This is a genomic window from Streptomyces javensis (assembly GCF_039525925.1).
Lineage (GTDB): Bacteria > Actinomycetota > Actinomycetes > Streptomycetales > Streptomycetaceae > Streptomyces > Streptomyces asiaticus.
This window is the reverse complement of record NZ_BAAAIF010000038.1, coordinates 1-24,130: the sequence shown is the minus strand read 5'-3', so window position 1 is coordinate 24,130 and position 24,130 is coordinate 1. Positions and strand designations below refer to the sequence as shown.

Sequence of the window (24,130 nt, the reverse complement as noted above, 5' to 3'; positions counted from 1 at the left end):
TGGGCGTGATGCGGTGCGCCGTCCGGTTTGCCCCACCCGTCGAACCAGCCGCGCGCCGCGTCGTGTTGGGCGGAAACGGCCACTGGATCCACCGGGGTCGCGACCGCCGGGGGCGGCCGGTGATCACTGCTGGGGATCCGGGTTCCGAACGCAGGTAAGAGCGGCGTAAGGTTGTCCTCGCCATGGCCTATGAACCGCCCACCCACAGTGTCGAGCGCTCGCTCCGAGCCACGACGGGAGCCAAGATCGTCGTCGGTATCGACGAAGTCGGGCGCGGGGCATGGGCCGGTCCGGTGACGGTCTGCGCGGCGGTCACCGGTCTGCGCCGTCCGCCGACCGGGCTCACCGACTCCAAGCTGCTGAGTCCCAAGAAGCGCACGGCCCTGGCCCTGGAGTTGGACTCGTGGGTCACCGCACACGCCCTGGGTCACTCCTCTCCCGAGGAGATCGACGACCTGGGGATGACGGCCGCCCTCCGGCTCGCCGCCACGCGTGCGCTGGACGCGCTGCCGGTCCGGCCGGACGCGGTCATCCTGGACGGGAAGTACGACTACCTCGGCGGTCCCTGGACGGTTCGTACGGTCATCAAGGGCGATCAGTCCTGTGTGTCCGTCGCCGCTGCCTCGGTGATCGCCAAGGTCCGCCGGGATGCGATGATGGCCGAACTGGGAGCCGAGCACACGGACTTCTGCTTCGGGGACAACGCCGGATATCCGTCCCCCACGCACCGCGCCGCCCTGCGGGAACTGGGGCCCACGCCCCACCACCGGCTGTCCTGGGCCTATATGGACGGGCTGCCCCGCTGGCGGCACCTGAAGCGGTTCCGCAGCACATCCGAACCGGTCGGGCTGGAGGACGAAGGCCAACTCGGCTTCGACTTCTGAGCAGACCAAGCGGTCAAAACCGCCACCCGCCGATGCGACTCGCACCGACGTTTGATAGACATCAGCCCATGCCTCTCATCCCCGAGGAGCCTCAGATTCACGAGAGTGTCCCGGGTCCCCGCGCGACACCGGCCGCAGGCCGTACCGCGCCGACCCCTCGTCCTGTCCCTGGTCCCGGCCCCCGGCCCGCACCGCGGCGGCCCGGAAGCCCCGGTCCCAACCGTGGCTCCGCCGGAACCTCGTCGGCCCAGTCGCAGCGCACCACGAGCGATGCGACGAAGCCCGTGCCGACCGCCCCGGCGGCTTCGGCTGCCAAGGCCGCACCCACCGCCACAAAGGCCACGCCCCAGATCCAGCTGATCCCCGCCACGGTGGACGGCGCCCTGGACGCGGCGGACGAGGCGGTCGACCTGTTGCTGGATTCCGGCCGAGCTCCTGGTGACATCCTGGTGCTGACCACCGGGGAGCAGCATCCGTGGGCGGCACATGAGTTGTCCTTCGGTGAGGCGTCCTATTGGGCGCAGCATGACGCCGGAGACGATGTCTTCTACGCCGGCGCGGATGCCGACCGCCTCAAGGGCCGTCCGGTCGTGGTCGTCGCCGTCAACGGCGGTGCCAACGACGCCGTGGCCCGCGCGCTGCCCGAGGCGATGGGCCGTGCCGGGACGCTGCTGATCGTCTGCGGCGATCCGAAGCGCATCAACACCCTCATCGGTCCGGGCGCCTGAGGCCGCACGTCCCCGAACGCCCGGTGTCCGGCAGTCTCTGCCCCATGTGGCGGAGCTGTCCGGCGCCCGGACGGCCGGTGGTCGCGCGGCCCGTGACCGGTCAGACGGCGGCGGAGTGGCTCAGCGCCTTGCGCCGCCCTCCGAGGTGGGGCCGCGGTAGCGCCTTGGCGTCGCCGTCGCCCTCGACGGCCACGCCCAGCTCGGTCGGCAGCGAAGTGGAGTGCGGCCGACGGCCGCCCCGCCCCTCGCCGAGGACCCGCCATCCGTCGTGGGTCAGCGTGATGTAGGCACCGCAGCGCAGGCCGTGCAGGGTGCAGGCGTCGCGCAGCCCCCACATCCAGGCGCCGTCCTCCTCCGTCCACCGGCTCTCGCCCTCGCGGCAGTAGAGCAGCACGGCGGTGCGGATCGGTGTGCGGCGCCGCAGATCGTGTGGGATCACCCGGCGCAACCGCGCCAGCAGCGCGTTCCGGAAGTCCCAGCCGTCGACGGCCGCGGCGCTGCGGCGGACGAACGAGGCGCTCGCCGTGAGCCGTTCCTCCGGATCGAGAACCGCGACGACGGCGGTCGAGGGCGTCGGCAGATGGCGGATGTGCAGTCCGGTGACCACCTCGCGCGGATTGCGCAGCAACGGGATTCCCGCTGCCGCCCACTCGGCGGGCTGGAGTATCCGGCCCGCTCGGGAAGCGGAATCGGCGGACGGTGGCGGAACGAAGCCGAAGGTCACGGTCCTCCCTTCGTCTGCGCCCACGGTCCGTGCGAAGGGTCGGGCACGGGCGCGGGCCACGACACAGCCCCGTCGGTACCACGGCCGGACCGGGGGCGGGGGAGCTGCTGACAATTCTCGCGGTAGCGCCCGCGTGCGGCAATGCGCAGTCGGCACCACTGACCGTTTTACCTGGATGTGCGTTCTATATTCCTGGCCGGTTCGCGCTCCGCCGCGGCCCCGGCCTTCCCTACCCCTGCACGGCCAGGACCAGCGGAAACACCCCGGCCGCCCCGGCCCGGCGGAGCAGCCGGGAGGCGACGGCCAAGGTCCAGCCGGTGTCCGCCAGGTCGTCCACCAGCAGCACCGGTCCACCCGCCTCGGCAAGGGCCGCCGCCAGCGGGGGCGGCACGGTCAGCGCGCCGTGCAGCGCCCGCAGCCGCTGGGCGCTGTTGGTGCGCGGCACCCGGGTGTCGATCTCGCCGTCGTGGTACGCGATGCTCCCGAGCAGCGGCAGCCGGCCGACCGTGGCGATCCGTTCGCCAAGTGACTGGATCAACTGTGGGCGGGTGCGGGAGGCGAGGGTGACCACGCCCACCGGGCGGTCCGGGGCGTCCGGCGCACCCGAGGCCCAGCCGCCAGGGCCCTTGGCCCAGTCGGCGAGCACCGTCACCACCGCACCGGCCACATCGTCGGGCACGGGGGCGTCCGGGCTCTGCGGGGCCAGCAGCGGCCGCAGCCGGTTTCCCCAGCCGATGTCGGACAGACGGCCCAGGGCCCGGCCCGGAGCGGCCTGCTCACCCGCTGGAATGCGGCCCTTGAGATCGACGCCTACCGCGGGCAGCCCGGTCGGCCACATACGGCGCGGCTCCACCTCGACACCGGGCCGCCCCAGCTCACCGCGCGCCGCGTCCAGCGAGGCGGCCGACACCTCGGTGGTGAACCGCGCCCCCGCACAGTTGTCACAGCGGCCGCAGGGCGCCGCCTTCTCGTCGTCCAACTGCCTCCGCAGGAACTCCATCCGGCAGTCGGCCGTCGTGGCGTACTCCCGCATGGCCTGCTGCTCGGTCTCCCGCTGGCGCGCCACCCACGCATACCGCTCCGCGTCATACGCCCAGGGCTGCCCGGTGGCGGTCCAGCCGCCGCGCACCCGCCGCACCGCGCCGTCCACGTCGAGCACCTTGAGCATGATCTCCAGACGCGACCGCCGCAGCTCGACCTGGGGCTCGAGCGCGGGCAGCGACACCGGCCGGTCCGACGCCGCGAGCACGTCGAGCGTGCGGCGCACCTGCTCCTCGGGCGGGAAGGCGAGCGAGGCGAAATACCGCCAGATCGCCTCGTCCTCGCGACCGGGCAGGAGCAGCACCTCGGCGTGCTCCACACCGCGCCCGGCGCGCCCGACCTGCTGGTAGTAGGCGATGGGGGAGGACGGCGAACCGAGATGGACCACGAAGCCGAGGTCCGGCTTGTCGAAGCCCATGCCCAGCGCGGAGGTGGCCACCAGCGCCTTGACCCGGTTGGCCAGCAGGTCCTCCTCGGCCTGCTGGCGATCCGCGTTCTCCGTCTTGCCGGTGTAGGAGGCGACGGTGTGGCCGCGCTGCCGCAGGAACGCGGTCACCTCCTCGGCCGCGGCCACGGTGAGGGTGTAGATGATCCCGGAGCCCGGCAGCTCATCGAGGTGGTCGGCGAGCCAGGCGAGCCGATGCGCGGCGTCCGGCAGCGGCAGCACGCCCAGCCGCAGGCTCTCCCGGTCCAGCGGGCCGCGCAGCACCAGCGCCCGCCCGGTTCCCTCGCCCGTGCCCAGCTGCTCGGCCACATCGGCGGTGACCCGCGCGTTCGCGGTCGCGGTGGTGGCGAGCACGGGCACGCCCTGGGGCAGATCGGCGAGCATGGTGCGCAGCCTGCGGTAGTCGGGCCGGAAGTCATGGCCCCAGTCGGAGATGCAGTGTGCCTCGTCGACGACCAACAGGCCGGTGGCGGCGGCGAGCCGGGGCAGCACCTGGTCGCGGAAATCGGGGTTGTTGAGCCGCTCGGGGCTCACCAGCAGCACATCCACCTCGCCCGCGGCCACCTCCGCCTGGATGGTGTCCCACTCCTCGGTGTTCGCGGAATTGATCGTGCGGGCCTGGATACCGGCGCGCGCGGCGGCCTCGACCTGGTTGCGCATCAGCGCCAGCAGCGGGGAGACGATCACGGTGGGACCGCTGCCGCGCTCGCGCAGCAGCGCGGTGGCGACGAAATACACCGCCGACTTGCCCCAGCCGGTGCGCTGGACGACCAGCGCCCGGCGGCGCTCGGCGACCAGCGCCTCGATCGCCCGCCATTGATCCTCCCGGAGCCGGGCGGAGCCGGTGGTGTCCCCGACGAGGCGGGCCAGGACGCGGTCGGCCGAGAGGCGCAGGTTTTCGTCGCTCATACCCCCATGCAACCCGATCCCGCCGACATCGCGCCAACGCCCCCGGCAGCCTGTGGATAACGTTATCCACAGGGGTGGCGGGGTCGGCGGGGCTGAGGGACCGTCGGGTCATGACTCGACACAACGAAGCTGCCGGTCTGCCCGGCGAAGATCAGGTCACCCTCCGCAGCCCGGCCGAGCTCGCCGATGCCCTGCCCTATGTCCTGGGCTTCCAGCCGGACGACAGCATTGTGATGATCGCGCTGCACGGCGCCCGCGGCCGGTTCGGCGGCAGGCTCAGGCTCGGCATTCCCCGGGGCCCGGAGGAGTGGCCGGAGGTCTGCGATCAGCTTGCCGAATGCCTGATCAGCGGCAGTGAGCGGCGTGGCGTGCGGCCGGACGGAGTCGTTCTGTTCCTGTGCCAGGAGCCGGCCGAGGGCGAGTCCGCGCAGGAGGCTATGGAGCGGCTGCGGCCCCTCGCCCAGCGGTTGCGCATCGCGTGCGGCGGGTTGGAGGTGCCGGTGTTCGAGGCGCTGTGCATCTCCGGCGGCCGGTTCTGGTCGTATGTCTGCCCCGACCGGCGCTGCTGTCCGCCGGAAGGTGTTCCACTCGCCCTGCCCGGCACCTCGGTCATGGCCGCGGCGGCGACGTTCGCGGGGGTCCAGGTGCGCGGCTCGCTGCGGGAGATGGAGGCCAGGCTCGCCCCGCTCGGGGCGCCTCGGGCCGATGTTCAGGAGCGGGCGCTGGACGCGGCCGGAGCCGATCTTGTGCCGAGGATTCTGGATGGCGCCGGCTCCGCGACCGTGCGTGCGCAAACCCTTGGTCTGGTGGGCCGGATGCTGGACACGTTCCAGGCCGCGCCACCGGTGGCCGACGCCTGCGCTGCCGATCTCCGCGATGACGGTCTGCTCGACGACCAGGAGGCGGCGGCGGTGATCATCGGGTTGCAGGACCGGCGGACCCGGGATCGGGTGGCCGGATGGATGGAGGACGCGGACGCCGACGCGGCGCTGCGGCTGTGGCGCGCGCTGGCCCGTCGCTGTGTCGGCTCCTACGGGGAGCATGCGGCGGCGCCGCTCACCCTGGCGGGGTGGGTCGCCTGGTCGGCGGGGGATGAGCTCATGGCACGGGTGGCGCTCGGCCGTGCCCTGCGGGTCGATCCTGACTACCTCTTCGCGAGGTTGTTGCACCAGGCGTGCAATGAGGGGGTCCATCCGAAGCTGCTGCGTCAATGCCTGCGTCGGGAGGACTCCGAGCGCTCCGGCCCGGCCGACCGCGCCGACCGTGCTGTGCACGCCGCGGTGCACGCGGAGCTGGAGCGACTCGGCGACTTGGCTGCCGCGGAGCGGCTGGGGGTGGCCGGAGCCCCGGCCGAAACGGCCATGGAAATGGCCGGACCGGTCGAGTCGGCTGAGCCCGCCGTTTCGGCCGACTGCGGTGAAGTCGCAGAGGCGGAGGAGTGGGGGGAATCGGGAGAGTTGGAGGATTCGGGAGAGTCGGAGGATTCGGGGGAGGCGGAAGGCCAGACGGAGCGGCAGTCGGCGCGGGAGCGGCGAAGCGGGACGGCGGGCCCGGGTGGCAGGAGCGGTCCGGCAGGGACGAGCGCCCCGGGTGGCAGGCGCCGCCCGGAAGGGCGGCCACGCACCCGACGCCGCACCGGCGGCCGGGGCACGCGCAGCCGCCGCTGACCCGGACGGGTCGGCGAAGCCCTGGGGCGAGGCCCTGGGGCGAGGCCAGGCGTGGCGGGCAGGTTGGCCGGGGCGCGGCCGTCGCGGGCGGACAGTGGACGGTCTGCGAGCGGCTCTCCCATCGGGGATCCTGATCCGCTGGCGAGTTCGGCAGCTGAGCCGCTGGCGGCGGCGGTCGGCGGGTGGGCCGAGGCCAGGTGGCCGGAGGCAGACAGCGAACGGCTCGCGGGGTCCTCCAGCTCGCGGATGCCGATCCGCTGGGGGCTCGTTGCCTGAGACACGGCGGCCAGGGGCGGTCGGTCGCGGCAGGAGGCGTGCTGAGGCCCGGGGCGGCCGGGGTGGACAGGGGGCGGCGAGGGAGGTGGGCCGAGGCGTGGCGGTCCGGGGTGGACGGTGGTTAGTGGTGGTGGTTCGCCCGCGTGGGGCGGGCCGGGGGAATCGGAAAGGAGTGTGGGAATCGTGCAGGCGAGCGCTTGAGAGAGCGATTTCACGAACATCGGTGATCATGCTCAAGGGCCTGATTATCGTCAGGCAGACGACTATGATCGCGTCATGCCCTACGACCCGTCGGCTTTTCCGGCATTCGCCGTCACCGTTGATCTGGTCGTGCTCACCGTGCGGCGGCATTCGCTGTGTGCGCTGGCCGTTCGCCGCGGGGAGCCGCCCTTCAAGGGTCGGTGGGCGCTGCCCGGCGGTTTCGTGCGGCCCGATGAGGATCTCGCCGTCGCCGCTGCCAGGGAGTTGGCCGAGGAAACCGGGCTGCTCGCCCATGACCCCACGCTTCCGGTCCCGCCGAACGCGGCCCACCTCGAGCAGCTCGCCACGTACGGCGATCCGAAGCGGGACCCCCGGATGCGCGTGGTCAGCGTGGCGCATCTCGCGCTGGCGCCCGATCTGCCCGCGCCCCGGGCCGGGGGCGACGCGCACAGCGTGCGATGGGCGCCGGTCGAGTCGCTGCTCGACCAGGAGGGGGCCTTCGGGCGTGACGGTGATCTGGCCGCCCCGCTCGCCTTCGACCATGCCCGCATCCTCGCGGACGGGGTCGAGCGAGCCCGCTCCAAGATCGAGTACTCCTCGCTGGCCACCGCCTTCTGCCCGCAGGAGTTCACGGTCGGTGAGCTGCGCCGGGTGTACGAGGCGGTGTGGGGCGTGGCCCTGGACCCGCGGAACTTCCACCGCAAGGTCACCGGCACCCCGGGCTTCCTGGTGCCCACCGGCGGTACGACGACCCGTCAGGGCGGCCGTCCCGCCCAGCTGTTCCGGGCCGGAGGGGCGACGCTGCTCAATCCGCCCATGCTTCGTCCTGAGGTGTGACGGGCCATGACACGACGACTCCCCGGGAGTGCTATGTCCTGACGAAATAGGACATAGCGGGTTAACGTTCTCCGGTACGTCACCAGTCCCCACGTGCCATCGAGCGGTTCCATGCCCCGCGGGAGAAGCCATGATCCAGGCCACCGGACTGACCAGCACCCCCCGCCGCAACCAACCGCCCGTTGTCGACGACCTCACCTTCGAGGCCCCGGCGGGCCGGGTCACCGCCCTGCTCGGCGGACCCGGCGCGGGCAAGACCACCGCCCTGCGGCTTCTGCTACAGCTCGACCGGGGCCATGGCTCCGCCTTCTTCCGGGGCCGCCCCCTGCACCGCATCCGGCGCCCGGCTCATGAGATCGGCGTCCTCCTCGAGGACGTCCCGGGCCACCCGGGCCGCACCGTGCGGGGGCATCTGAGGATGCTCGGTGCCGCGGCCGGGGTGGCTGCCGCGCGCGCCGATGTCGTGCTCGATGTGGTCGGCCTCACCGATCTGGCGGACGAGCGGCTCGGTGATCTGTCCACCGGGGCGGAGCGTCGTCTCGGGATCGCCACCGCGCTGCTCGGGGACCCGCACACCCTGGTCCTCGACGAGCCCGCGCGGGGCCTGCCGGCCCGGGAGGCGACCTGGCTGTACGGGCTGCTGCGTCAATTCGCCGCCCAGGGCGGCGCCGTCCTCGTCGCCACCGAGGACGCCGAGGGTGTGATCCGCCTCGCGGACCAGGTGCTCACCCTGGAATCGGGGCGGCTGGTGGCCGATCAGCCGGTGGACGAGTTCGCCCGCACCCGGCTGCGCCCCCGTGTCGTCGTCCACTCGCCGCTCGTCGGCCGCCTCGCCGCCGTCCTGGAGGAGGAGGTCGAGGCCGCCCGGCAGGTGGCCGAGGCCCAGGCCGCGGAGGAGGCCCGGGTGGCGGCCGAGCTCGCGGCCAAGGTCGAGGCTGCCCAGGCCGCCGACGTCGCCCAGTCCGACGTGGCCGACGGGGGTGACGTCGTCAAGGCTGAGAGCGCCGGCCCCAAGGCCAGGAAGAGGACGATCTGGCGGAAGGTCAGGATGGCCCAGTTCGCCACCCGCGGCTCCGCCGCGGCCGAGGCGAAGAAGGCCACCGCGAAAGCCGTGGCCAACGACGACGCGGCCAACGACAAGGCGAGCACGGGCGACAAGGCGGACACGGCAAATCCGGCGGACAAGGCTGCCCCCGCTCCCGCATCGGCCCCCGCCCCCGCCGCCATCCCCGCCCCCGCTGCCGACACCGACACGGCCGGCGCCGAACCGGCCCACACGCGGCCCGGGGGCGGCGTCGGCCTCGGGGCCGGGGCCGAGGTCGAGGAGGAGCCGGTCGCCGTGGCCGCCGACCCGTTCTCCGTGGTGCGGGACGACGACACCCACATCTCCGTCTACGGCCTGTCCCCCGCATCGGTCGGGGAGACCGCCTACCGCCACGGCATCGTGGTCCACCGGCTGGTCGAGGAGACCGCCGATCTGGGGCCCGGGACTCCCGCGGCCGCCCGCGCCCGCGACCCCGAGGCGCCCCCGCTGCGGCTGCTCCCCAAACTCCGCTTCCCCGGCCCCGCCTGGCCGATGCGCTACGAGGTGCGCCGCGCCACGGGCGTACGGACCGGCTGGCTGATCGGCGTCGCCTCCATCGTGGCCTCCCTCCTCGCCTCCGTTCTGCTCGCCCGCGCCGGTGACACCGGGGAGCTGCACCGGCTCACCGGCTGGCCCGCCGACCTTCCGCTGCCTCCCGTCGCCATCGCGGCCGGTCTCCTGGGCGCCCTCGCCTTCGGTGACGAGTTCCGCTTTCCGGCACTGGCCGCGACCCGGGACGCGGTGCCCCGCCGACTCGGGCTGCTGGCCGCCAAATTCGCGGTCTGCGCGGCCGGTGCCGTCCTGCTGTCGCTCGGCGTCATCGTGCTCGACAGCGCGGCGCTCCTGCTGCTCGTGGGCGGTAACGCGGTGCCGCTGCCGGGCGACTGGCCCGCGCTGGTGGTCGGCGTATTCGGTCTGACCATCGGCTCGTCGTGGGCCGGGCTGCTCGCCGCCGGAGTCTTCCGTTCCACCGCGCTCGGGCTGGCCACCCTGCTCGCCGTGCCGATCCTCGCGGTGCCCGTCGTCCAGCGCGCGGCGCAGGATCCGTCGCTGCGTTCGCTGGTCATGCTGCCGCACCGGCTGCGCGCGGCGACGCTGGACCGGTCGCCCTCCATGATCGACCGAGGGCTGGCGGTCGCGCTGCGGCTCGCGTCCCAACCGGTCGGACAGGCGCTGATGTTGTCGGTGGCCGTCCTGCTGTGCGCCTACGCCCTCACCGGTCTGCGCGGCAAGAGCACTCGCCAGTAGCACCCGTCAGTGAGCACCCGCCGGTAAGCGCCCGCCCCGCGCCGGGCACCCGCGCCCGCCTCCAAGCCACCGGTGGATCAGGCCCGGAGCGGATTCGTACAGCCGTCGCGCGAGCTGCTCGCAACTCCCCGAAGGATGCTTCTTTCTGTCCGATTGAGCGTCAATTATGAGGTAATGGGCGATCACCCTTTCGTGTGCTTTTCACCAAAGACCTCAAGGGCTTCCGAGGCGTCGCCGACAAAGGATGCGTGAGTACCCTTGCGCACACCACGATGACCGCGGCTCGCCCCGCCGACTCCGGCCTGGCCGGTTCGGGCGAGCTTGACCGCTACTCCTACGCCGAAGCCCCCGGCGCCGACCGCGGCAGCGCCCCCTCCTCCTGGGACGGTGCCGAGGCGGAGATCGGCCGGGTGGGCCGGCGCGCGGCCGGCAACCGGGGCCGCGGGCTGCACGGCCAACTCGTTCAGCAGCTGGGCCAGATGATCGTCTCCGGTGACCTGGGCGCGGACCGTCCGCTCGTTCCCGAGGAGATCGGTCAGCGCTTCGAGGTCTCCCGCACCGTCGTACGGGAATCGCTGCGCGTCCTCGAGGCCAAGGGCCTGGTCAGCGCCCGCCCCAATGTGGGCACCCGGGTCCGCCCGGTCAGCGACTGGAACCTGCTCGATCCGGACATCATCGAGTGGCGCGCCTTCGGCCCGCAGCGCGACGACCAGCGCCGTGAGCTGTGCGAGCTGCGCTGGACCATCGAGCCGCTGGCCGCCCGGCTCGCCGCCGGGCACGGCCGCGAGGAGGTGCAGCAGCGGCTCGGCGACATGGTCGAGATCATGAGCCATGCGCTGGCCCAGGGTGACGCCCTCACCTTCTCCCGGGCCGACGCCGAGTTCCACGCGCTGCTGCTCCAGGTCGGGGGCAATCGGATGCTGGAGCACCTGGCGGGCATCGTCGCCGCCGCGCTCCATGTCTCCGGGGCCCCGGTCTCCGGCTGCGACCGCCTCACCGAGGCGGGGGTCGCCCATCACCGCCGGATCGTCGAGGCGGTCGGCGAGGGCGACGCCGCGGCGGCCGAGGCGGCGATGCGCCAGCTGCTGACCGTCCACCCGGATCTCGATCATGCCGAGGTCGGGGTGCCCGCGCCGCGCGAGCACTGATCCGCGGCGCGTCCGGTCGCCCGGAGCGCCGGGCGTCCGGAGCGTGCGGCGTACGACGTACGGCAAGGCGGTGTCCGTAGCCGGCGAGTTCCGGGCCGATGGATGCCGTACGGCGTACGAGAGGGCGTCGCCGGATCCCGCGTCGCGGGTTCGGCGGCGCGGCGCGATCTGGTCGATCGGCGCCGTGTGACTCCCATCAGCGCACGACTGGGAGTTTTCTGTCCCGTTGGATGGGCATTAAGACCGTTATGGGGTGTGACTCGGGCCACGAGTATTGGGCGTAACGCTCTTTGGGGCAGCGCGATGATTAAAGAGGTGGCAGCCGCGGAGGGAATACGGATGTCGCTCAAAACGCTGTACTCCTCCGCACTCCGCCCGCGCCGTCGGTTCATCCCTGCCGGCGGTCGTCGGCTCCGGTCCCCAGTGGACTGAGCCGGAAGCCGTTTCCAACGTTCCGAGAGGTTGTTCGTGTCGGCCAGCACATCCCGTACGCTCCCGCCGGAGATCGCCGAGTCGGAGTCTGTCATGGCGCTCATCGAGCGGGGAAAGGCTGAGGGGCAGATCGCCGGCGACGATGTGCGCCGGGCCTTCGAGGCTGACCAGATTCCGCCAACCCAGTGGAAGAACGTACTGCGCAGCCTCAACCAGATCCTCGACGAGGAGGGTGTGACGCTGATGGTCAGTGCCGCAGAGGCGCCCAAGCGCACCCGTAAGAGCGTCGCAGCGAAGAGCCCGGCAAAGCGCACCGCCACCAAGACTGTCGCGGCCAAGACGGTCACCGCCAAGAAGGCCCCCGCCGCCCCGGCCGCCCCCACCGCGGACCCGGGCGCCGCCCCGGCCGGTGAGGCCATGGGCGCCCCCGCGAAGAAGGCGGTCGCCAAGAAGGCCGCGGCCAAGAAGGCGGTCGCCAAGAAGACCGCCACCACCGCCGCCGCGAAGAAGACGGTCGCGAAGAAGGCCACCGCAAAGAAGGACGTCACCGACGAGCTCCTCGAGGGCGAGGACGTCATCGAGGAGGCACCGGGCAAGCCCGGCCCCGAGGGCGCCGAGGCCGAGCCGGAGAATGCGGGCTTCGTGCTCTCCGACGAGGACGAGGACGACGCCCCCGCGCAGCAGGTCGCCGCGGCCGGTGCCACTGCCGACCCGGTCAAGGACTACCTCAAGCAGATCGGCAAGGTCCCGCTGCTCAACGCCGAGCAGGAGGTCGAGCTCGCCAAGCGCATCGAGGCCGGTCTGTTCGCCGAGGACAAGCTCGCCAACTCCGACAAGCTGGCCCCCAAGCTCAAGCGCGAGCTGGAGATCATCGCCGAGGACGGCCGCCGCGCCAAGAACCACCTCCTGGAGGCCAACCTCCGTCTGGTGGTCTCGCTGGCCAAGCGCTACACGGGCCGCGGCATGCTCTTCCTGGACCTCATCCAGGAGGGCAACCTCGGTCTGATCCGCGCGGTCGAGAAGTTCGACTACACCAAGGGCTACAAGTTCTCCACGTACGCCACCTGGTGGATCCGTCAGGCGATCACCCGCGCCATGGCCGACCAGGCCCGCACCATCCGTATCCCGGTGCACATGGTCGAGGTCATCAACAAGCTGGCGCGCGTCCAGCGCCAGATGCTCCAGGACCTGGGCCGTGAGCCCACCCCGGAGGAGCTGGCCAAGGAGCTCGACATGACCCCCGAGAAGGTCATCGAGGTCCAGAAGTACGGCCGTGAGCCGATCTCGCTGCACACCCCGCTGGGCGAGGACGGCGACAGCGAGTTCGGTGACCTCATCGAGGACTCCGAGGCGGTCGTCCCGGCCGACGCGGTCAGCTTCACCCTGCTTCAGGAGCAGCTGCACTCCGTGCTCGACACGCTCAGCGAGCGCGAGGCGGGCGTGGTCTCGATGCGCTTCGGCCTCACCGACGGTCAGCCGAAGACCCTCGACGAGATCGGCAAGGTCTACGGCGTGACGCGTGAGCGGATCCGTCAGATCGAGTCCAAGACGATGTCGAAGCTGCGCCACCCCTCCCGCTCCCAGGTCCTCCGCGACTACCTGGACTGATGCGGACCGCCGCCGCATAGCCGCCTTACGGCGGAAGCGGTACAGCGCGAAGGCCGGACTCCCTCCGAGGGGGCCCGGCCTTCGCGCTGTGCGGTGCCAAGTCCGTCGGCGTCCTGTTCCCCGCTTGGCCCACTGGGGATGCGCTTCGCGACAGAGGGGGTAACGCTGAGTATGCGTCTTGCTCCGTATGGTCAGGAGGCCGCATGCCCACGTCCCCCCGCTCGCTCCTCATCGCCCTGGCGGTGCCGCTGGCCGCCGCACTCGCGATAGTGCTCACCGTGCCCGCCCCGGCGACGGCCGACCGGGTGGTGATCGGCGGGCATCCGGCCCGTACCGTCGAGGCGCCCTGGGCGGCGGCTGTGGCCAGCCGTGCGCTCTTCGGGGAGAAGAGGTCGGGCCAGTTCTGTGGCGGGGCGGTGGTGGGCCCCACAACGGTCGTCACGGCGGCCCACTGTCTGAGCCGTGGGGTGCTCGGCAAGGACTGGCGGGAGGTACGGGACCTGAAGGTGATCATCGGCCGCAATGACCTGCGCAAGAAGGACGGGGTGGAGTACCCGCTCGCGCGGGTGTGGGTCAATCCGGCGTACGAGGGCGACAACCGGGCCGGGGACATCGCGGTGCTCACCCTGGGGGTCGCGGTGCCCGCGGCCTACACGATCCCTATGGCGGCCACCGGCGACAAGGCGTACCGGCCGGGTGAGCGGGCCGCGGTGTACGGCTGGGGCGATACGGAGGGCGATGGCACCTATGCCTCGTCGCTGCGCACCGCGACGGTCCGGGTGCTGGCCGACAGCGTCTGTGAGAGCGCCTATCCGGGCAACGCGGAGGGGGACTACGACCCGCGCTCCATGGTCTGCGCGGGACTGCCGGACGGGGGCCGGGACGCCTGCCAGGGGGACAGCGGAGGGCCTCTGGTGGTCCGGGGGCGGCTGGTGGGCCTGGTGTCCTGGGGGAGTGGATGCGCCGTGGCGGGGCGGCCCGGCGTCTACACGAGGATCTCGTCGGTGGCGGGTCTGGTGGCCGCCCATGACTGATACGAAACGAAGTCCGAAGGCGCCTGTGGCAGGGCCTGGACCTGGAAGGGACCCCGGGGCGAGCCCCGGCGGGCCCTTGGGTCATGTCGAAAGTACCGAAAGCGCGGAAAGACCCACGATACGAGCGTGGGCGGCCGCCCCGCTCAGGGGGCAGACCGCCCGGCTTCCGGCCCTGGGCCGGCGTCGCTCGTCGTCGTGGGTATGAGGCGTCAGCGTTCGTCTTCGGACGCGGACGCCGGAACGGCCGTGAGTCGCTCGGTCTCGTCCTGTATTTCCGCGGCGATCTTCTTGAGTTCCGGCTCGAACTTGCGCCCGTGGTGGGCACAGAAGAGCAGTTCACCACCGCTGATCAACACGACGCGCAGGTACGCCTGGGCGCCGCAGCGGTCGCAGCGGTCAGCGGCCGTCAACGGGCTCGCGGGGGTCAGAACAGTAGTCACGTCGCCTCTTCTCTAGCTCGACGAGCTGTCGTACCAGGGTCAACATCCAACCAGCCTGAAATCGTTCCCGCTCGTGGCTTTTTCCCAAAAGTTGCTTCTGAGTAGGCCGGATGGTGACGTTTGGCGGCGAATGAGCCGTATTGCCTAGCTTTGATGCTTCGCGTCGATTGTCTGGTTTGCCCTCCCGGCCGGGTTGCCGGTTGTGAATGAGGACGTGCCCGGAGCCTAAATGGTTCATGCCTGAAAGGGAACGTGATCTGTGCGGCACCGCCGTGAGCTATCGAACGTACGAGCGAAACGGTGGCCGGTGGGACTAGCATGGACGTTTCAACGGGTGGCGGCACAAAGGCTCTATCAGGCCTCGGTACGCTCTGTCGGGCGACCATGCCACCATCGTGCCCACAGCCGGGCCAACCAGAAATTCAGCGAGGAGCGAACCGCGTGACCGCCGACACGTCCGTGCCGTCCACTGCGCTGCTGACCGGAGCAGACCGGGGCGGCGGTAACTACACCGCGCGGCACCTTCTCGTCCTCGAGGGGCTCGAGGCGGTGCGCAAGCGCCCCGGCATGTACATCGGCTCCACCGACAGCCGTGGTCTCATGCACTGCCTCTGGGAGATCATCGACAACTCGGTGGACGAGGCCCTGGGCGGCTTCTGTGATCACATCGAGGTGATCCTCCACGACGACGGATCCGTGGAGGTGCGGGACAACGGCCGGGGGATCCCGGTGGACGTCGAGCCCAAGACGGGGCTGTCCGGCGTCGAGGTCGTGATGACCAAGCTGCACGCCGGCGGAAAGTTCGGCGGCGGCGCGTACGCGGCCTCCGGCGGTCTGCACGGCGTCGGCGCCTCCGTGGTGAACGCGCTGTCCGCCCGTCTCGACGTGGAGGTGGACCTCCACGGCAAGACCCACACGATCAGCTTCCGCCGCGGCGTCCCCGGGATCTTCACCGAATCCGGGCCGGACGCCCCGTTCGACCCGTCCAGCGGCATCCTCAAGGGCAAGAGGGTCCCCAAGACCCGCACCGGCACCCGCATCCGCTACTGGGCGGACCGCCAGATCTTCCTCAAGGACGCCAAGCTCTCCGTGGAGACGCTGTACGCTCGCGCCCGGCAGACCGCGTTCCTGGTGCCGGGGCTCACCCTGGTGGTCCGGGACGAGCGGAATCTGGAGGGGCGGGAGGGGCCGGTCGAGGAGACCTTCCGCTACGACGGGGGGATCAGTGAGTTCTGCGAGTACCTCGCCCAGGACAAGGCCGTCTGCGATGTGCTGAGGCTGTCCGGGCAGGGCACCTTCAAGGAGACCGTGCCGGTCCTCGACGACCGCGGCCACATGACCCCGACCGAGGTCACCCGCGAGATGGGCGTCGACATCGCGCTGCGCTGGGGCACCGGCTACGACGCGACGATCAAGTCCTTCGTCAACATCATCGCCACCCCCAAGGGCGGCACCCATGTCTCCGGCTTCGAGCGCTCGATCGCCAGGACGGTGAACGAGGCCCTGCGCGCCACCAAGCTGCTGCGGGTCGCCGAGGACGACGTCGTCAAGGACGACGCCATGGAGGGCCTGACGGCGGTGGTGACCGTAAGGCTGGCGGAGCCGCAGTTCGAGGGCCAGACCAAGGAGGTGCTGGGCACCTCGGCGGCCTCCCGCATCGTGGCCAATGTGGTCTCCAAGGAGCTCAAGGCGTTCCTGACCTCCTCCAAGCGGGACGCCAAGCAGCAGGCCCGCGCCGTCCTGGAGAAGGTCGTGGCCGCGGCCCGTACGCGCATCGCGGCCCGTCAGCACAAGGAGGCGCAGCGCCGTAAGACCGCGCTGGAGTCCTCCTCGCTGCCCGCCAAGCTGGCCGACTGCCGCAGCGACGACGTGGGCCGCAGCGAGCTGTTCATCGTCGAGGGGGACTCGGCGCTGGGCACGGCCAAGCTGGCCCGGAACTCCGAGTTCCAGGCGCTGCTGCCGATCCGGGGCAAGATCCTCAATGTGCAGAAGTCGTCGGTCTCCGACATGCTCAAGAACGCCGAGTGCGGCGCGATCATCCAGGTGATAGGGGCCGGGTCGGGCCGGACCTTCGACATCGACCAGGCGCGCTACGGCAAGGTGATCTTCCTCGCCGATGCCGATGTCGACGGCGCCCACATCCGGTGTCTGCTGCTGACCCTCTTCCAGCGCTATATGCGGCCGATGGTCGAGCAGGGGCGGGTCTTCTCGGCGGTGCCGCCGCTGCACCGGGTGGAGCTGGTGAACCCCAAGCGGGGCCAGAGCAAGTACCTCTACACCTACTCCGACCAGGAGCTCCAGGAGACCCTGCTGGACCTCCAGCGCCGGGAGATCCGCTACAAGGAGGGCATCCAGCGCTACAAGGGTCTCGGTGAGATGGACGCCGACCAGCTCGCGGAGACCACGATGGACCCGCGCCACCGCACCCTGCGGCGCATCAACATCAGCGATCTGGAGGCCGCCGAGCGCGCCTTCGACCTGCTCATGGGCAATGAGGTCGCGCCCCGTAAGGAGTTCATCACCAACTCGGCGGCGACCCTGGACCGGTCGCGCATCGACGTCTGACGCCCGGCCCCTCGGCAGGGCCGGTCCGGCGGGGTCTCCCACCCGGGGGACCCCGCTCGGCGTTTTCCGCTCTGTCCGCTTCTGTAGTGCCGTTTCCGGACCGTTCATCACCTGAGTCACCTGATGGGGTGAAGGTCCGGTATTGAAGGGCTCCGGATCTTTCTGATCCGCCCATCCTTGGTCACGCGGCGAATGCCGCAGTGAACAAGGAGTGTTCGGGGTGGACATGCACAACGCGCGCGACACGGGAGCGGCGCGGCTGGAGGACCCGTGGTACGACGCGCTCGCGTCCGGCTGGGGTGAAGTGGACGACACGGAGGCCGAACCCGGGCGCGCGCGTCCGCCCGCCGCCCAGGCGGTCTACACGGAGGTGCACGGCAGCGCCGCCTTCCAGGAGGTGCGCCGCCGCTATCGCCGGTTCGTGTTCCCCGCGGCCGCCGCGTTCCTCATCTGGTACCTCGGGTATGTCGTCGCGGCCACCGCCGCACCCCGGCTGATGGCCCGTCCGGTCGTGGGCACGCTCAATGTGGCGATGGTCGCGGGGCTCGCGCAGTTCGCCACCACCTTCCTGCTGACCTGGGCGTACGCCCGGCACGCACGGCTGCGCCGGGACCGCGTCGCGCTCGAACTCCGCTGGGTGACGCAGGAGATGATGCGGGGGCACGGGCGGTGACCGGCGATCAGCGGAGCCTGGCGCTGCTGCTCTTCGGCGTCTTCGTGGCGGCCACCCTGGCCATCACCACCTGGGCGGGGCGCCGGCGGCACGGCTCGCCGGAGGAGTTCTACGCGGGCGGGCGGCTGTTCTCCCCGATGGAGAACGGCTTCGCCATCGCCGGTGACTACATGTCCGCCGCGTCCTTCCTCGGGATCTCCGGCCTGATCGCGCTCTTCGGCTATGACGGGGTGCTGTACTGCGTGGGCTTCTTCGTGGCCTGGCTGGTGGTCCTGCTGCTGGTGGCCGAACTGGTCCGCAACTGCGGCCGGTTCACCCTGGCCGATGTGCTGGCCGCGCGGATGCGGGAGCGCCGGGTCCGGATCGCCGCGGGCATCTCCTCGGTCACGGTCTGTGTGCTCTATCTCGTGGCCCAGATGGTCGGCGCGGGCAGCCTGGTCGCCCTGCTGCTCGGGGAGACGGGCGGCCGCGCCCGCGCCTGGACGGTGATCGGCGTGGGCACCCTGATGGTGGTCTTCGTGGCGCTCGGCGGGATGCGCGCCACGACCTGGATCCAGATCGTGAAGGCCGTGCTGCTGATGGGCGGGGCGATCGCGCTGACCGCCCTGGTCCTCGTCCGCTTCCGCGGCGATCTCGACACCCTGCTCAGTACCGCCGCGCGCAACAGCGGCCACGGTGTGGACTTCCTGGCCCCGGGGCTCAAGTACGGCGGCGGCTGGACCGCCCGGCTGGACTTCGTGAGCCTCGGCCTCGCCCTGGTGCTGGGCACCGCCGGGCTGCCGCACATCCTCTCGCGCTTCTACACCGTGCCCACCGCCCGGGCCGCCCGCCGCTCGGTGATCTGGTCGATCTGGCTGATCGGCGGCTTCTACCTGATGACGATCGTGCTCGGCTTCGGCGCGGCCGCCGTGCTGGGCACCGATGCCGTACGGACCTCCAACGCGGCCGGGAACACGGCCGTTCCGCTGCTCGCGCTCGACCTCGGGGGCGGCGCCGGATCGACCGGGGGCACGGTGCTGTTCGCGGTCGTCGCGGCGATCGCCTTCGCCACCATCCTGGCCGTCGTCGCCGGGATCACCCTCGCCTCCTCGGCCTCCGTCGCCCATGACCTCTACGCCTCGCTGAGCAGGCGGGCGGGCCGCACCCCGCGCGGCGAGGTGCTGGTCGCCCGGATCGCTGCGGTGGGGATCGGGGCGGCCGCGATCGGGCTGGGGCTGCTCGCCGAGGACCTCAATGTGGCGTTCCTGGTGGGGCTCGCGTTCGCCGCCGCCGCGTCGGCGAACCTTCCGGTCCTGCTGTACTCGCTGTTCTGGCGGCGGTTCACCGCGCGCGGCGCGGTCTGGTCGGTCTATGGAGGGCTGCTTCCGGCGGTGGTGCTGGTGGTGCTGTCCCCGGTGGTCTCCGGCGGCCCGGACGCGATCTTCTCCGGGGTGGACTTCCACCTCTTCCCGCTCCAGAACCCGGGGCTGGTCTCGGTGCCCCTCGGGTTCCTCGCGGGCTGGCTCGGAACGGTCACCTCACCCGCCCCCGCGGATGTCCCCGGCCATGCCGCCAAGCACGCCGAGACGGAGGTGCGGGCGCTCACCGGGGCGGGCGCGGCCTGAGGCGGGGACGGGTTCAGACCCAGTCGTAGCGGTGCTCGGGGCGGCCGGTCTCCCCGTATTTCAGGCTGAGCCGCACCCGGCCCGTGCGCTCCAGCAGCTTCAGATAGCGCTGTGCGGTCTGTCTGCTGAGCGAGGAGCGCTCGGCCACCTCCTGCGCCGACAGCGGGCCCTCCGCGCCCCGCAGCACCTCCCGTACGAGATCGGCGGTGAGCGCCGAGTGGCCCTTGGGCAGCTCCGCGGGGCCGGCCGAGGCGCCGCCCAGGGCGCCGAAGATCCGGTCCACCTGGTCCTGTCCGGCCTCGCCGTCGCCCTCCAGGGCGCGGCGCAGCGCCGCGTACCCCTCCAACTTGGCCCGCAGCCCCGCGAAGGTGAAGGGCTTGACCAGGTACTGGAGCGCGCCATGGCGCATGGCCGCCTGGACGGTCGCGATGTCGCGGGCCGCGGTCACCATGATGATGTCGGTGTGATGGCCGAGCTGCCGCAGCCGCCGCACCAGCGACAGCCCCGTCTCGTCCGGCAGATAGTGGTCGAGCAGTACCAGGTCGACGTGGGCGCCCTGGGTGTCCTCCAGGAAGGCCAGCGCCTCGGCGGCGGTGTGCGCCTGCCCGGCGACGCGGAATCCGGCCACCTTGCCGACGTACGCGGCGTTGACCCGGGCCACCCGGACGTCGTCGTCCACGACCAGCACCTCCAAGGGCCCGCCCGGTCCGGTTCCAAGGGTCATCGTGGCTCTCCTGTCGCGGTCAGCGGCGCCCCGGCCGGCTGTTCGGCCAGCGCCTCGGGGAGGACGACGGTGAACTCCGCGCCCCCGCCCTCGCGGTCGGACACGCGGACGCTGCCGCCCTGGCGTTCGGCGAGGCGGCGGACCAGCGCGAGCCCTATGCCGCGCTTGCCGTGCGCGGGCGGTTCCTTGGTCGACCAGCCCTCGGTGAAGACCACGTCGCGCCGGTCGGCGGGGATCCCGGGGCCGGTGTCGGAGACCCGCAGCAGCACCGTACGGTCGTCGGCGCACAGCTCCACCTCGACCCGCGGCTCCGCCGAACCGACCGCCGCGTCCAGGGCGTTGTCGATGAGGTTGCCGACGATCGTCACCACTCCGGGCGGGTCCACCAGCCGGTTGGGCAGCAGGCTGTCCTCGGCGACGGACAGCGAGACGCCGCGTTCGGTGGCGACCGTGGCCTTGCCGACCAGCAGGGAGGCCAGCAGCGGATCGTGCACCCGCTCGGTGACCTGCTCCGCGGTGGCCCGGTGCACCCCGATCGCCTCGGTGATGAACTCCATCGCCTCGTCGTGCAGTTCGAGTTCGATCAGGCCGAGGAGGGTGTGCATCCGGTTGGCGTGCTCATGGTCCTGGGCCCGCAGGGCGTCGATCAGGCCCCGGGTGCCGTCCAGCTCGCGGCCCAGCCGCTCCAGCTCGGTGCGGTCACGCAGGGTGACCACCGCGCCGCCGTCGTCCGTCGGCATCCGGTTGGCGACCAGCACCCGGCCGCCGCTGACGGCCAGCAGATCGGCGCCGGTGACCCGCCCGGACAGCACATCGGTCGTACGGCCCGGGGCCAGCACCGCCTCCAGGGGCTGTCCGGTGTCCTCGGGGTGCAGGTCGAGCAGCCGCTGGGCCTCGTCGTTGACCAGGCGGATGCGGCCGTGGGCGTCAAGGGCGACGACGCCCTCCCGGATGCCGTGCAGCATCGCGTCGCGTTCGGCCAGCAGTGCCGAGATATCGGAGAAGGCCAGGTCATGGGTGCGCCGCTGGAGCCGGCGGGAGACCACATACGCGGCCAGGGCGCCGACCGCGAGCGCGCCGCCCGCGTAGGCGAGCATCTCCGGGACCGCGGCGACGAGCCGGGCGCGCACGCTCTCGTAGGAGATGCCCACGGAGACGGCGCCCACGATATGGCCGTCCCCGGCGCGCAGGGGCACCTTGCCGCGGGCCGACCGGCCGAGGGTGCCGTCGTCGATCTCCATGACCTCCCGGCCCTCGAGGGCCTCGGTGGGGTCGGTGGAGACATGCTTCCCGATCTCGCCCGGGGAGGTGTGCGACCAGCGCACCCCGCGCCGGTCCATGATCACGACATATTCGGCGCCGGTCGCCCGGCGGATGCGCTCCGCCTCGGTCTGCACCGGCCCGCCGGGGGTGGGCCGGGTGTGCTGGAGCGCGTCGGCCATCCGGGGCTCGGCGGCCGTGGTCTGGGCGATGGCGAGGGCACGGCGCATGGCCTGGTCGTCGAGGTGGTCGCTGAGCGGCGCGAGGAAGAGACCGGTCGCGAGCACGGTGACACCCGTGGCGATGGCCAGCTGCATCAGCAGGACCTGGGAGAAGACGCGTCGGGGCCAGCCGATGCGCCACCTTGTGGCCGTGGCTGCCGGCCCCGGCGGTATCGCGGCGCTCATGGCAACGAAGGGTAACCAAGGGCGGGTCTGGGGGACGGGGCCGGGAGTGGCGGCCCCGGGGCGCTACGGGGGTGGGTGCGGGCTCACGAGAGCGTCGCCCGAGGCGTCAGAGGCGCCCGGCGGCCATCGCCCGTACGCCGTCCGCGGGCCGCCGGGCGGTCCGGATCCCGACGACCTCCATCCGGGCCGGGGAGCCCAGGGGGAGGCCGCAGCTCTCCGGCCGCGGCGGCGCCGCGGCGAGCTGTGCGACGCTCACCCGCCAGGCCCGGCCGTCGCGGTGCGCGACGGTCACGGACCAGACCGGGGCCTCGCCCTCGGTCCGTACGACGGTCAGCGCGTCGGCCCCGTCCTCGCCGGTCAGCTCGCGGACGGCCAGCTCCGCCGCCTGGCCCGGGCGCTCCCAGGCGGAGCGGCCGCGGCAGCCGTCGGTGACCACCCGGCCGTGCCGCAGCGCCTCGATGACGTCCTTGACGCCCTGCGCGGTGGCACGGCCGTAGGTGTAGCCATACGGCAGCACGACGAGGGTGGGGGAGAAGCGATGGCCGCCGATATGGGTGATCTCCCAGGTGCTGTGGACCCCGGAGGCGGCCAGCTCACCGGCCAGCGGGCGGCCGAGGAGGGCGCAGCAGCGGTCGCGCTTGCCGTTGGTGCACACCAGCACCAGCGGATCGCCGGTGTACTCCTCCCAGGCGGCGGGGTCAGCGGCGGGGTCGTGGGACTCATGGGGCCCATAGGGCTCATGGGGTTGGTGGGACTCGTGGGGCCGCAGGGTGAGCCCGCCGGGGTCGCCCGCGCCCAGCGCGGCGAGATCCAGGCCGAGCAGCCGTGCCGGGTCGTCCAGGGCGGTGGTGCGGATCCAGGAGCGGCCGGGCCGGGTGTGGGCCACGAACACCCGGTGCCGGGCGCCGGTGTGCAGATCGGCGTGGCGGCCGGGGCGGCGGATCAGCGCGACCCGTACGCCGGTGCCCTCGGCGGCGCGCTCCAGGACGCGCCCTACGGCCGGGTCGAGCCGGCTGGCGGTGAGGGCCTCGGTGCCCCAGGGCCCGGGCTGTTCCACCAGCAGCCAGGTGGAGGCGGTGGCCGCCGTCCCGGCGAGCGGCTCGGACAGGTCGCGGGAGGCGGTCGCGCACGTGCTCACGAAGGTAAGCCTAACCTCTCTTGATCGAGAGCGCGCGCCGGGCCGTGCGTACGCGGCGGAGCCGTGGTGGAGGGAGGAGCACCCCGGGGCCGGACGGCGCCGCATCGGCCCCGGGCGGCGGAGCGCGGCGGTCCGTATTCCGCCGCGTACTCGCCGTTCCATGCGGTGGGAGCAGACGGGAAAATGACGCTCAGGGGGCGGAGGGGGCGGATATGGGTGGGTTATGGGCGCGATGGCGCGGCCGCCGGGGGAGACGCGGGGCGCGCTCGCTGGATCCCGGGCTGAGGGCCATGGTGAGGGCGGCGTACGACGAGGGGCGGCCGATTCCCGAATCGCTCGCCCGTAAGGCGGCCGAGTCCGGTGATCCGCGGGGGATGACCGTCTACGGCATCGGACTGGGGCAGCGCGGTGCGTACGCCGAGGCCGTCCACTGGCTCGGTAAGGCCGCCGCGACGGGTGATCTCTCGGCCATGGTGGTGCTCGGCACCGTCCACCTGGACCATGGCGAGCTGGGCGAGGCCGAGCGGCACTTCCAGCGGGCGGCCGACCGCGGCCACGACGGCGCCCGCCTCGCCCTCCGCCAGATGCGCGCCCGGCGCAACGGCAGCGGCCACTGAATCGTTCGCCGTGGCCGTCCGTCGTCCGGTGGCCGCCTTCGTCGGGCCGCTCCGGCAACGCGGCGAGGGGCCCTGCCGGGCGCCGGGAGCGGGGTGGCCGTCGCATCGGGCCATGCCGGGCCCCGGCGGGCCGTACCGCGCGCCGGGAGCGGGGCGGCCCGTGTGCGGGCGGACCCGAAGTGCGTGAGCGGTGCCTGTGCCCGTGAGCGGCGCGGCTGCCCGTGAGCGGCGCGGCTGCTCATGAACGGCGCGGTGCCCGCAAAGGGCGCGGTGCCCGCAAAGGGCTCGGTGCCCACAAAGGGCGCGGTACCAGCGAACGGCGAGGGGCGCGGCACCCTCGGGCGGTTTCTAGGAGTCGTCGCAACACGTGGTTGTGTTGATCAGGCTGCGAGCAGTTTATGCAGGCGCTCGGCTGGGGTTTCCCAGCCGAGCGTTT

The 24,130-nt window shown here is 72.2% G+C and carries 18 protein-coding genes; 12 read left to right on the top strand and 6 right to left on the bottom strand.

Annotation, left to right across the window (positions count from 1 at the left end; translation table 11 throughout):
- Positions 1-182 precede the first annotated feature (182 nt).
- A complete protein-coding gene (locus ABD329_RS28690; RefSeq protein ID WP_086879272.1) occupies positions 183-884 on the top strand; it encodes a ribonuclease HII in 702 nt (233 codons plus the stop codon).
- A 68-nt stretch (positions 885-952) separates the two neighbouring features.
- Entirely contained in the window at positions 953-1,612 is a 660-nt protein-coding gene (locus ABD329_RS28685; protein ID WP_198279210.1) for a hypothetical protein, read from the top strand.
- Positions 1,613-1,712: 100 nt separating this feature from the next.
- On the opposite strand, the gene ABD329_RS28680 is transcribed toward ABD329_RS28685, so the two are convergent.
- The gene (locus ABD329_RS28680; protein ID WP_198279211.1) at positions 1,713-2,336 is read right to left on the bottom strand and encodes a hypothetical protein; all 624 of its coding nucleotides are present in this window, start codon (positions 2,334-2,336) and stop codon (positions 1,713-1,715) included.
- 229 nt (positions 2,337-2,565) lie between these two features.
- Positions 2,566-4,731, bottom strand: coding sequence for a RecQ family ATP-dependent DNA helicase (locus ABD329_RS28675; protein ID WP_198279212.1), 2,166 nt, complete (start codon positions 4,729-4,731; stop codon positions 2,566-2,568).
- 110 nt (positions 4,732-4,841) lie between these two features.
- Here ABD329_RS28675 and ABD329_RS28670 point away from each other — a divergent pair, with 110 nt between their 5' ends.
- The 6 genes from ABD329_RS28670 to ABD329_RS28645 all read left to right on the top strand — a co-directional run bounded on the left by ABD329_RS28670 (position 4,842) and on the right by ABD329_RS28645 (position 14,266).
- A complete protein-coding gene (locus ABD329_RS28670; protein WP_198279213.1) occupies positions 4,842-6,398 on the top strand; it encodes a DUF4192 domain-containing protein in 1,557 nt (518 codons plus the stop codon).
- A 552-nt stretch (positions 6,399-6,950) separates the two neighbouring features.
- Positions 6,951-7,712: an NUDIX hydrolase gene (locus ABD329_RS28665; RefSeq protein ID WP_344317123.1), complete on the top strand. Its 762-nt coding sequence runs from the start codon at positions 6,951-6,953 to the stop codon at positions 7,710-7,712.
- A gap of 130 nt (positions 7,713-7,842) precedes the next feature.
- Entirely contained in the window at positions 7,843-10,044 is a 2,202-nt protein-coding gene (locus tag ABD329_RS28660; RefSeq protein WP_344317122.1) for an ATP-binding cassette domain-containing protein, read from the top strand.
- 194 nt (positions 10,045-10,238) lie between these two features.
- Positions 10,239-11,192 carry a FadR/GntR family transcriptional regulator gene (locus ABD329_RS28655; protein ID WP_078559735.1) on the top strand — a complete coding sequence of 318 codons (954 nt, stop codon included), beginning with the start codon at positions 10,239-10,241 and terminating at the stop codon, positions 11,190-11,192.
- Positions 11,193-11,660: 468 nt separating this feature from the next.
- The gene (locus tag ABD329_RS28650) at positions 11,661-13,232 is read left to right on the top strand and encodes an RNA polymerase sigma factor (protein WP_344317121.1); all 1,572 of its coding nucleotides are present in this window, start codon (positions 11,661-11,663) and stop codon (positions 13,230-13,232) included.
- A 203-nt stretch (positions 13,233-13,435) separates the two neighbouring features.
- Complete coding sequence (locus tag ABD329_RS28645) at positions 13,436-14,266, top strand: S1 family peptidase (RefSeq protein ID WP_344317120.1); 831 nt, start codon at positions 13,436-13,438, stop codon at positions 14,264-14,266.
- Positions 14,267-14,475: 209 nt separating this feature from the next.
- On the opposite strand, the gene ABD329_RS28640 is transcribed toward ABD329_RS28645, so the two are convergent.
- On the bottom strand, positions 14,476-14,706 hold the full coding sequence (locus ABD329_RS28640) for a DUF7455 domain-containing protein (RefSeq protein WP_037964812.1): 231 nt from the start codon (positions 14,704-14,706) through the stop codon (positions 14,476-14,478).
- A gap of 441 nt (positions 14,707-15,147) precedes the next feature.
- Between ABD329_RS28640 and ABD329_RS28635 the strand changes: the two genes are divergently transcribed.
- The 3 genes from ABD329_RS28635 to ABD329_RS28625 all read left to right on the top strand — a co-directional run bounded on the left by ABD329_RS28635 (position 15,148) and on the right by ABD329_RS28625 (position 19,548).
- Positions 15,148-17,271, top strand: coding sequence for a DNA gyrase/topoisomerase IV subunit B (locus ABD329_RS28635; RefSeq protein ID WP_198280446.1), 2,124 nt, complete (start codon positions 15,148-15,150; stop codon positions 17,269-17,271).
- Positions 17,272-17,491: 220 nt separating this feature from the next.
- A complete protein-coding gene (locus tag ABD329_RS28630) occupies positions 17,492-17,944 on the top strand; it encodes a DUF485 domain-containing protein (protein ID WP_309142880.1) in 453 nt (150 codons plus the stop codon).
- Positions 17,941-19,548 (top strand): solute symporter family protein, encoded by a 1,608-nt coding sequence (locus tag ABD329_RS28625; protein ID WP_198280445.1) that lies wholly within the window; start codon positions 17,941-17,943, stop codon positions 19,546-19,548. The genes ABD329_RS28630 and ABD329_RS28625 overlap by 4 nt, the downstream gene beginning before the upstream one ends.
- Before the next feature lie 13 nt (positions 19,549-19,561).
- On the opposite strand, the gene ABD329_RS28620 is transcribed toward ABD329_RS28625, so the two are convergent.
- From ABD329_RS28620 to ABD329_RS28610, 3 genes are all read right to left on the bottom strand, one after another.
- Positions 19,562-20,272, bottom strand: coding sequence for a response regulator (locus ABD329_RS28620; protein WP_198280444.1), 711 nt, complete (start codon positions 20,270-20,272; stop codon positions 19,562-19,564).
- On the bottom strand, positions 20,269-21,939 hold the full coding sequence (locus ABD329_RS28615) for an ATP-binding protein (RefSeq protein ID WP_344317118.1): 1,671 nt from the start codon (positions 21,937-21,939) through the stop codon (positions 20,269-20,271). Before ABD329_RS28615 ends, ABD329_RS28620 begins: the two co-directional genes overlap by 4 nt.
- 106 nt (positions 21,940-22,045) lie before the next feature.
- Positions 22,046-23,077, bottom strand: a complete 1,032-nt coding sequence (locus ABD329_RS28610) for a ferredoxin family protein (RefSeq protein WP_344317117.1) — start codon at positions 23,075-23,077, stop codon at positions 22,046-22,048.
- A gap of 290 nt (positions 23,078-23,367) precedes the next feature.
- On the opposite strand from ABD329_RS28610, the gene ABD329_RS28605 reads away from it, so the two are divergent.
- Positions 23,368-23,694 (top strand): SEL1-like repeat protein, encoded by a 327-nt coding sequence (locus tag ABD329_RS28605; RefSeq protein ID WP_344317116.1) that lies wholly within the window; start codon positions 23,368-23,370, stop codon positions 23,692-23,694.
- The last annotated feature ends 436 nt before the right edge of the window (positions 23,695-24,130 follow it).

Excerpts from the sequence above, each read along its gene's own strand:
- ABD329_RS28685 (WP_198279210.1), top strand. The coding sequence starts at position 953 with ATGCCTCTCATCCCCGAGGAGCCTCAGATTCACGAGAGTGTCCCGGGT.
- ABD329_RS28665 (WP_344317123.1), top strand. The coding sequence starts at position 6,951 with ATGCCCTACGACCCGTCGGCTTTTCCGGCATTCGCCGTCACCGTTGAT.
- ABD329_RS28645 (WP_344317120.1), top strand. The coding sequence starts at position 13,436 with ATGCCCACGTCCCCCCGCTCGCTCCTCATCGCCCTGGCGGTGCCGCTG.
- ABD329_RS28620 (WP_198280444.1), bottom strand. The coding sequence starts at position 20,272 with ATGACCCTTGGAACCGGACCGGGCGGGCCCTTGGAGGTGCTGGTCGTG.
- ABD329_RS28615 (WP_344317118.1), bottom strand. The coding sequence starts at position 21,939 with ATGAGCGCCGCGATACCGCCGGGGCCGGCAGCCACGGCCACAAGGTGG.
- ABD329_RS28675 (WP_198279212.1), bottom strand. The coding sequence starts at position 4,731 with ATGAGCGACGAAAACCTGCGCCTCTCGGCCGACCGCGTCCTGGCCCGC.
- ABD329_RS28690 (WP_086879272.1), top strand. The coding sequence starts at position 183 with ATGGCCTATGAACCGCCCACCCACAGTGTCGAGCGCTCGCTCCGAGCC.
- ABD329_RS28660 (WP_344317122.1), top strand. The coding sequence starts at position 7,843 with ATGATCCAGGCCACCGGACTGACCAGCACCCCCCGCCGCAACCAACCG.
- ABD329_RS28670 (WP_198279213.1), top strand. The coding sequence starts at position 4,842 with ATGACTCGACACAACGAAGCTGCCGGTCTGCCCGGCGAAGATCAGGTC.
- ABD329_RS28605 (WP_344317116.1), top strand. The coding sequence starts at position 23,368 with ATGGTGAGGGCGGCGTACGACGAGGGGCGGCCGATTCCCGAATCGCTC.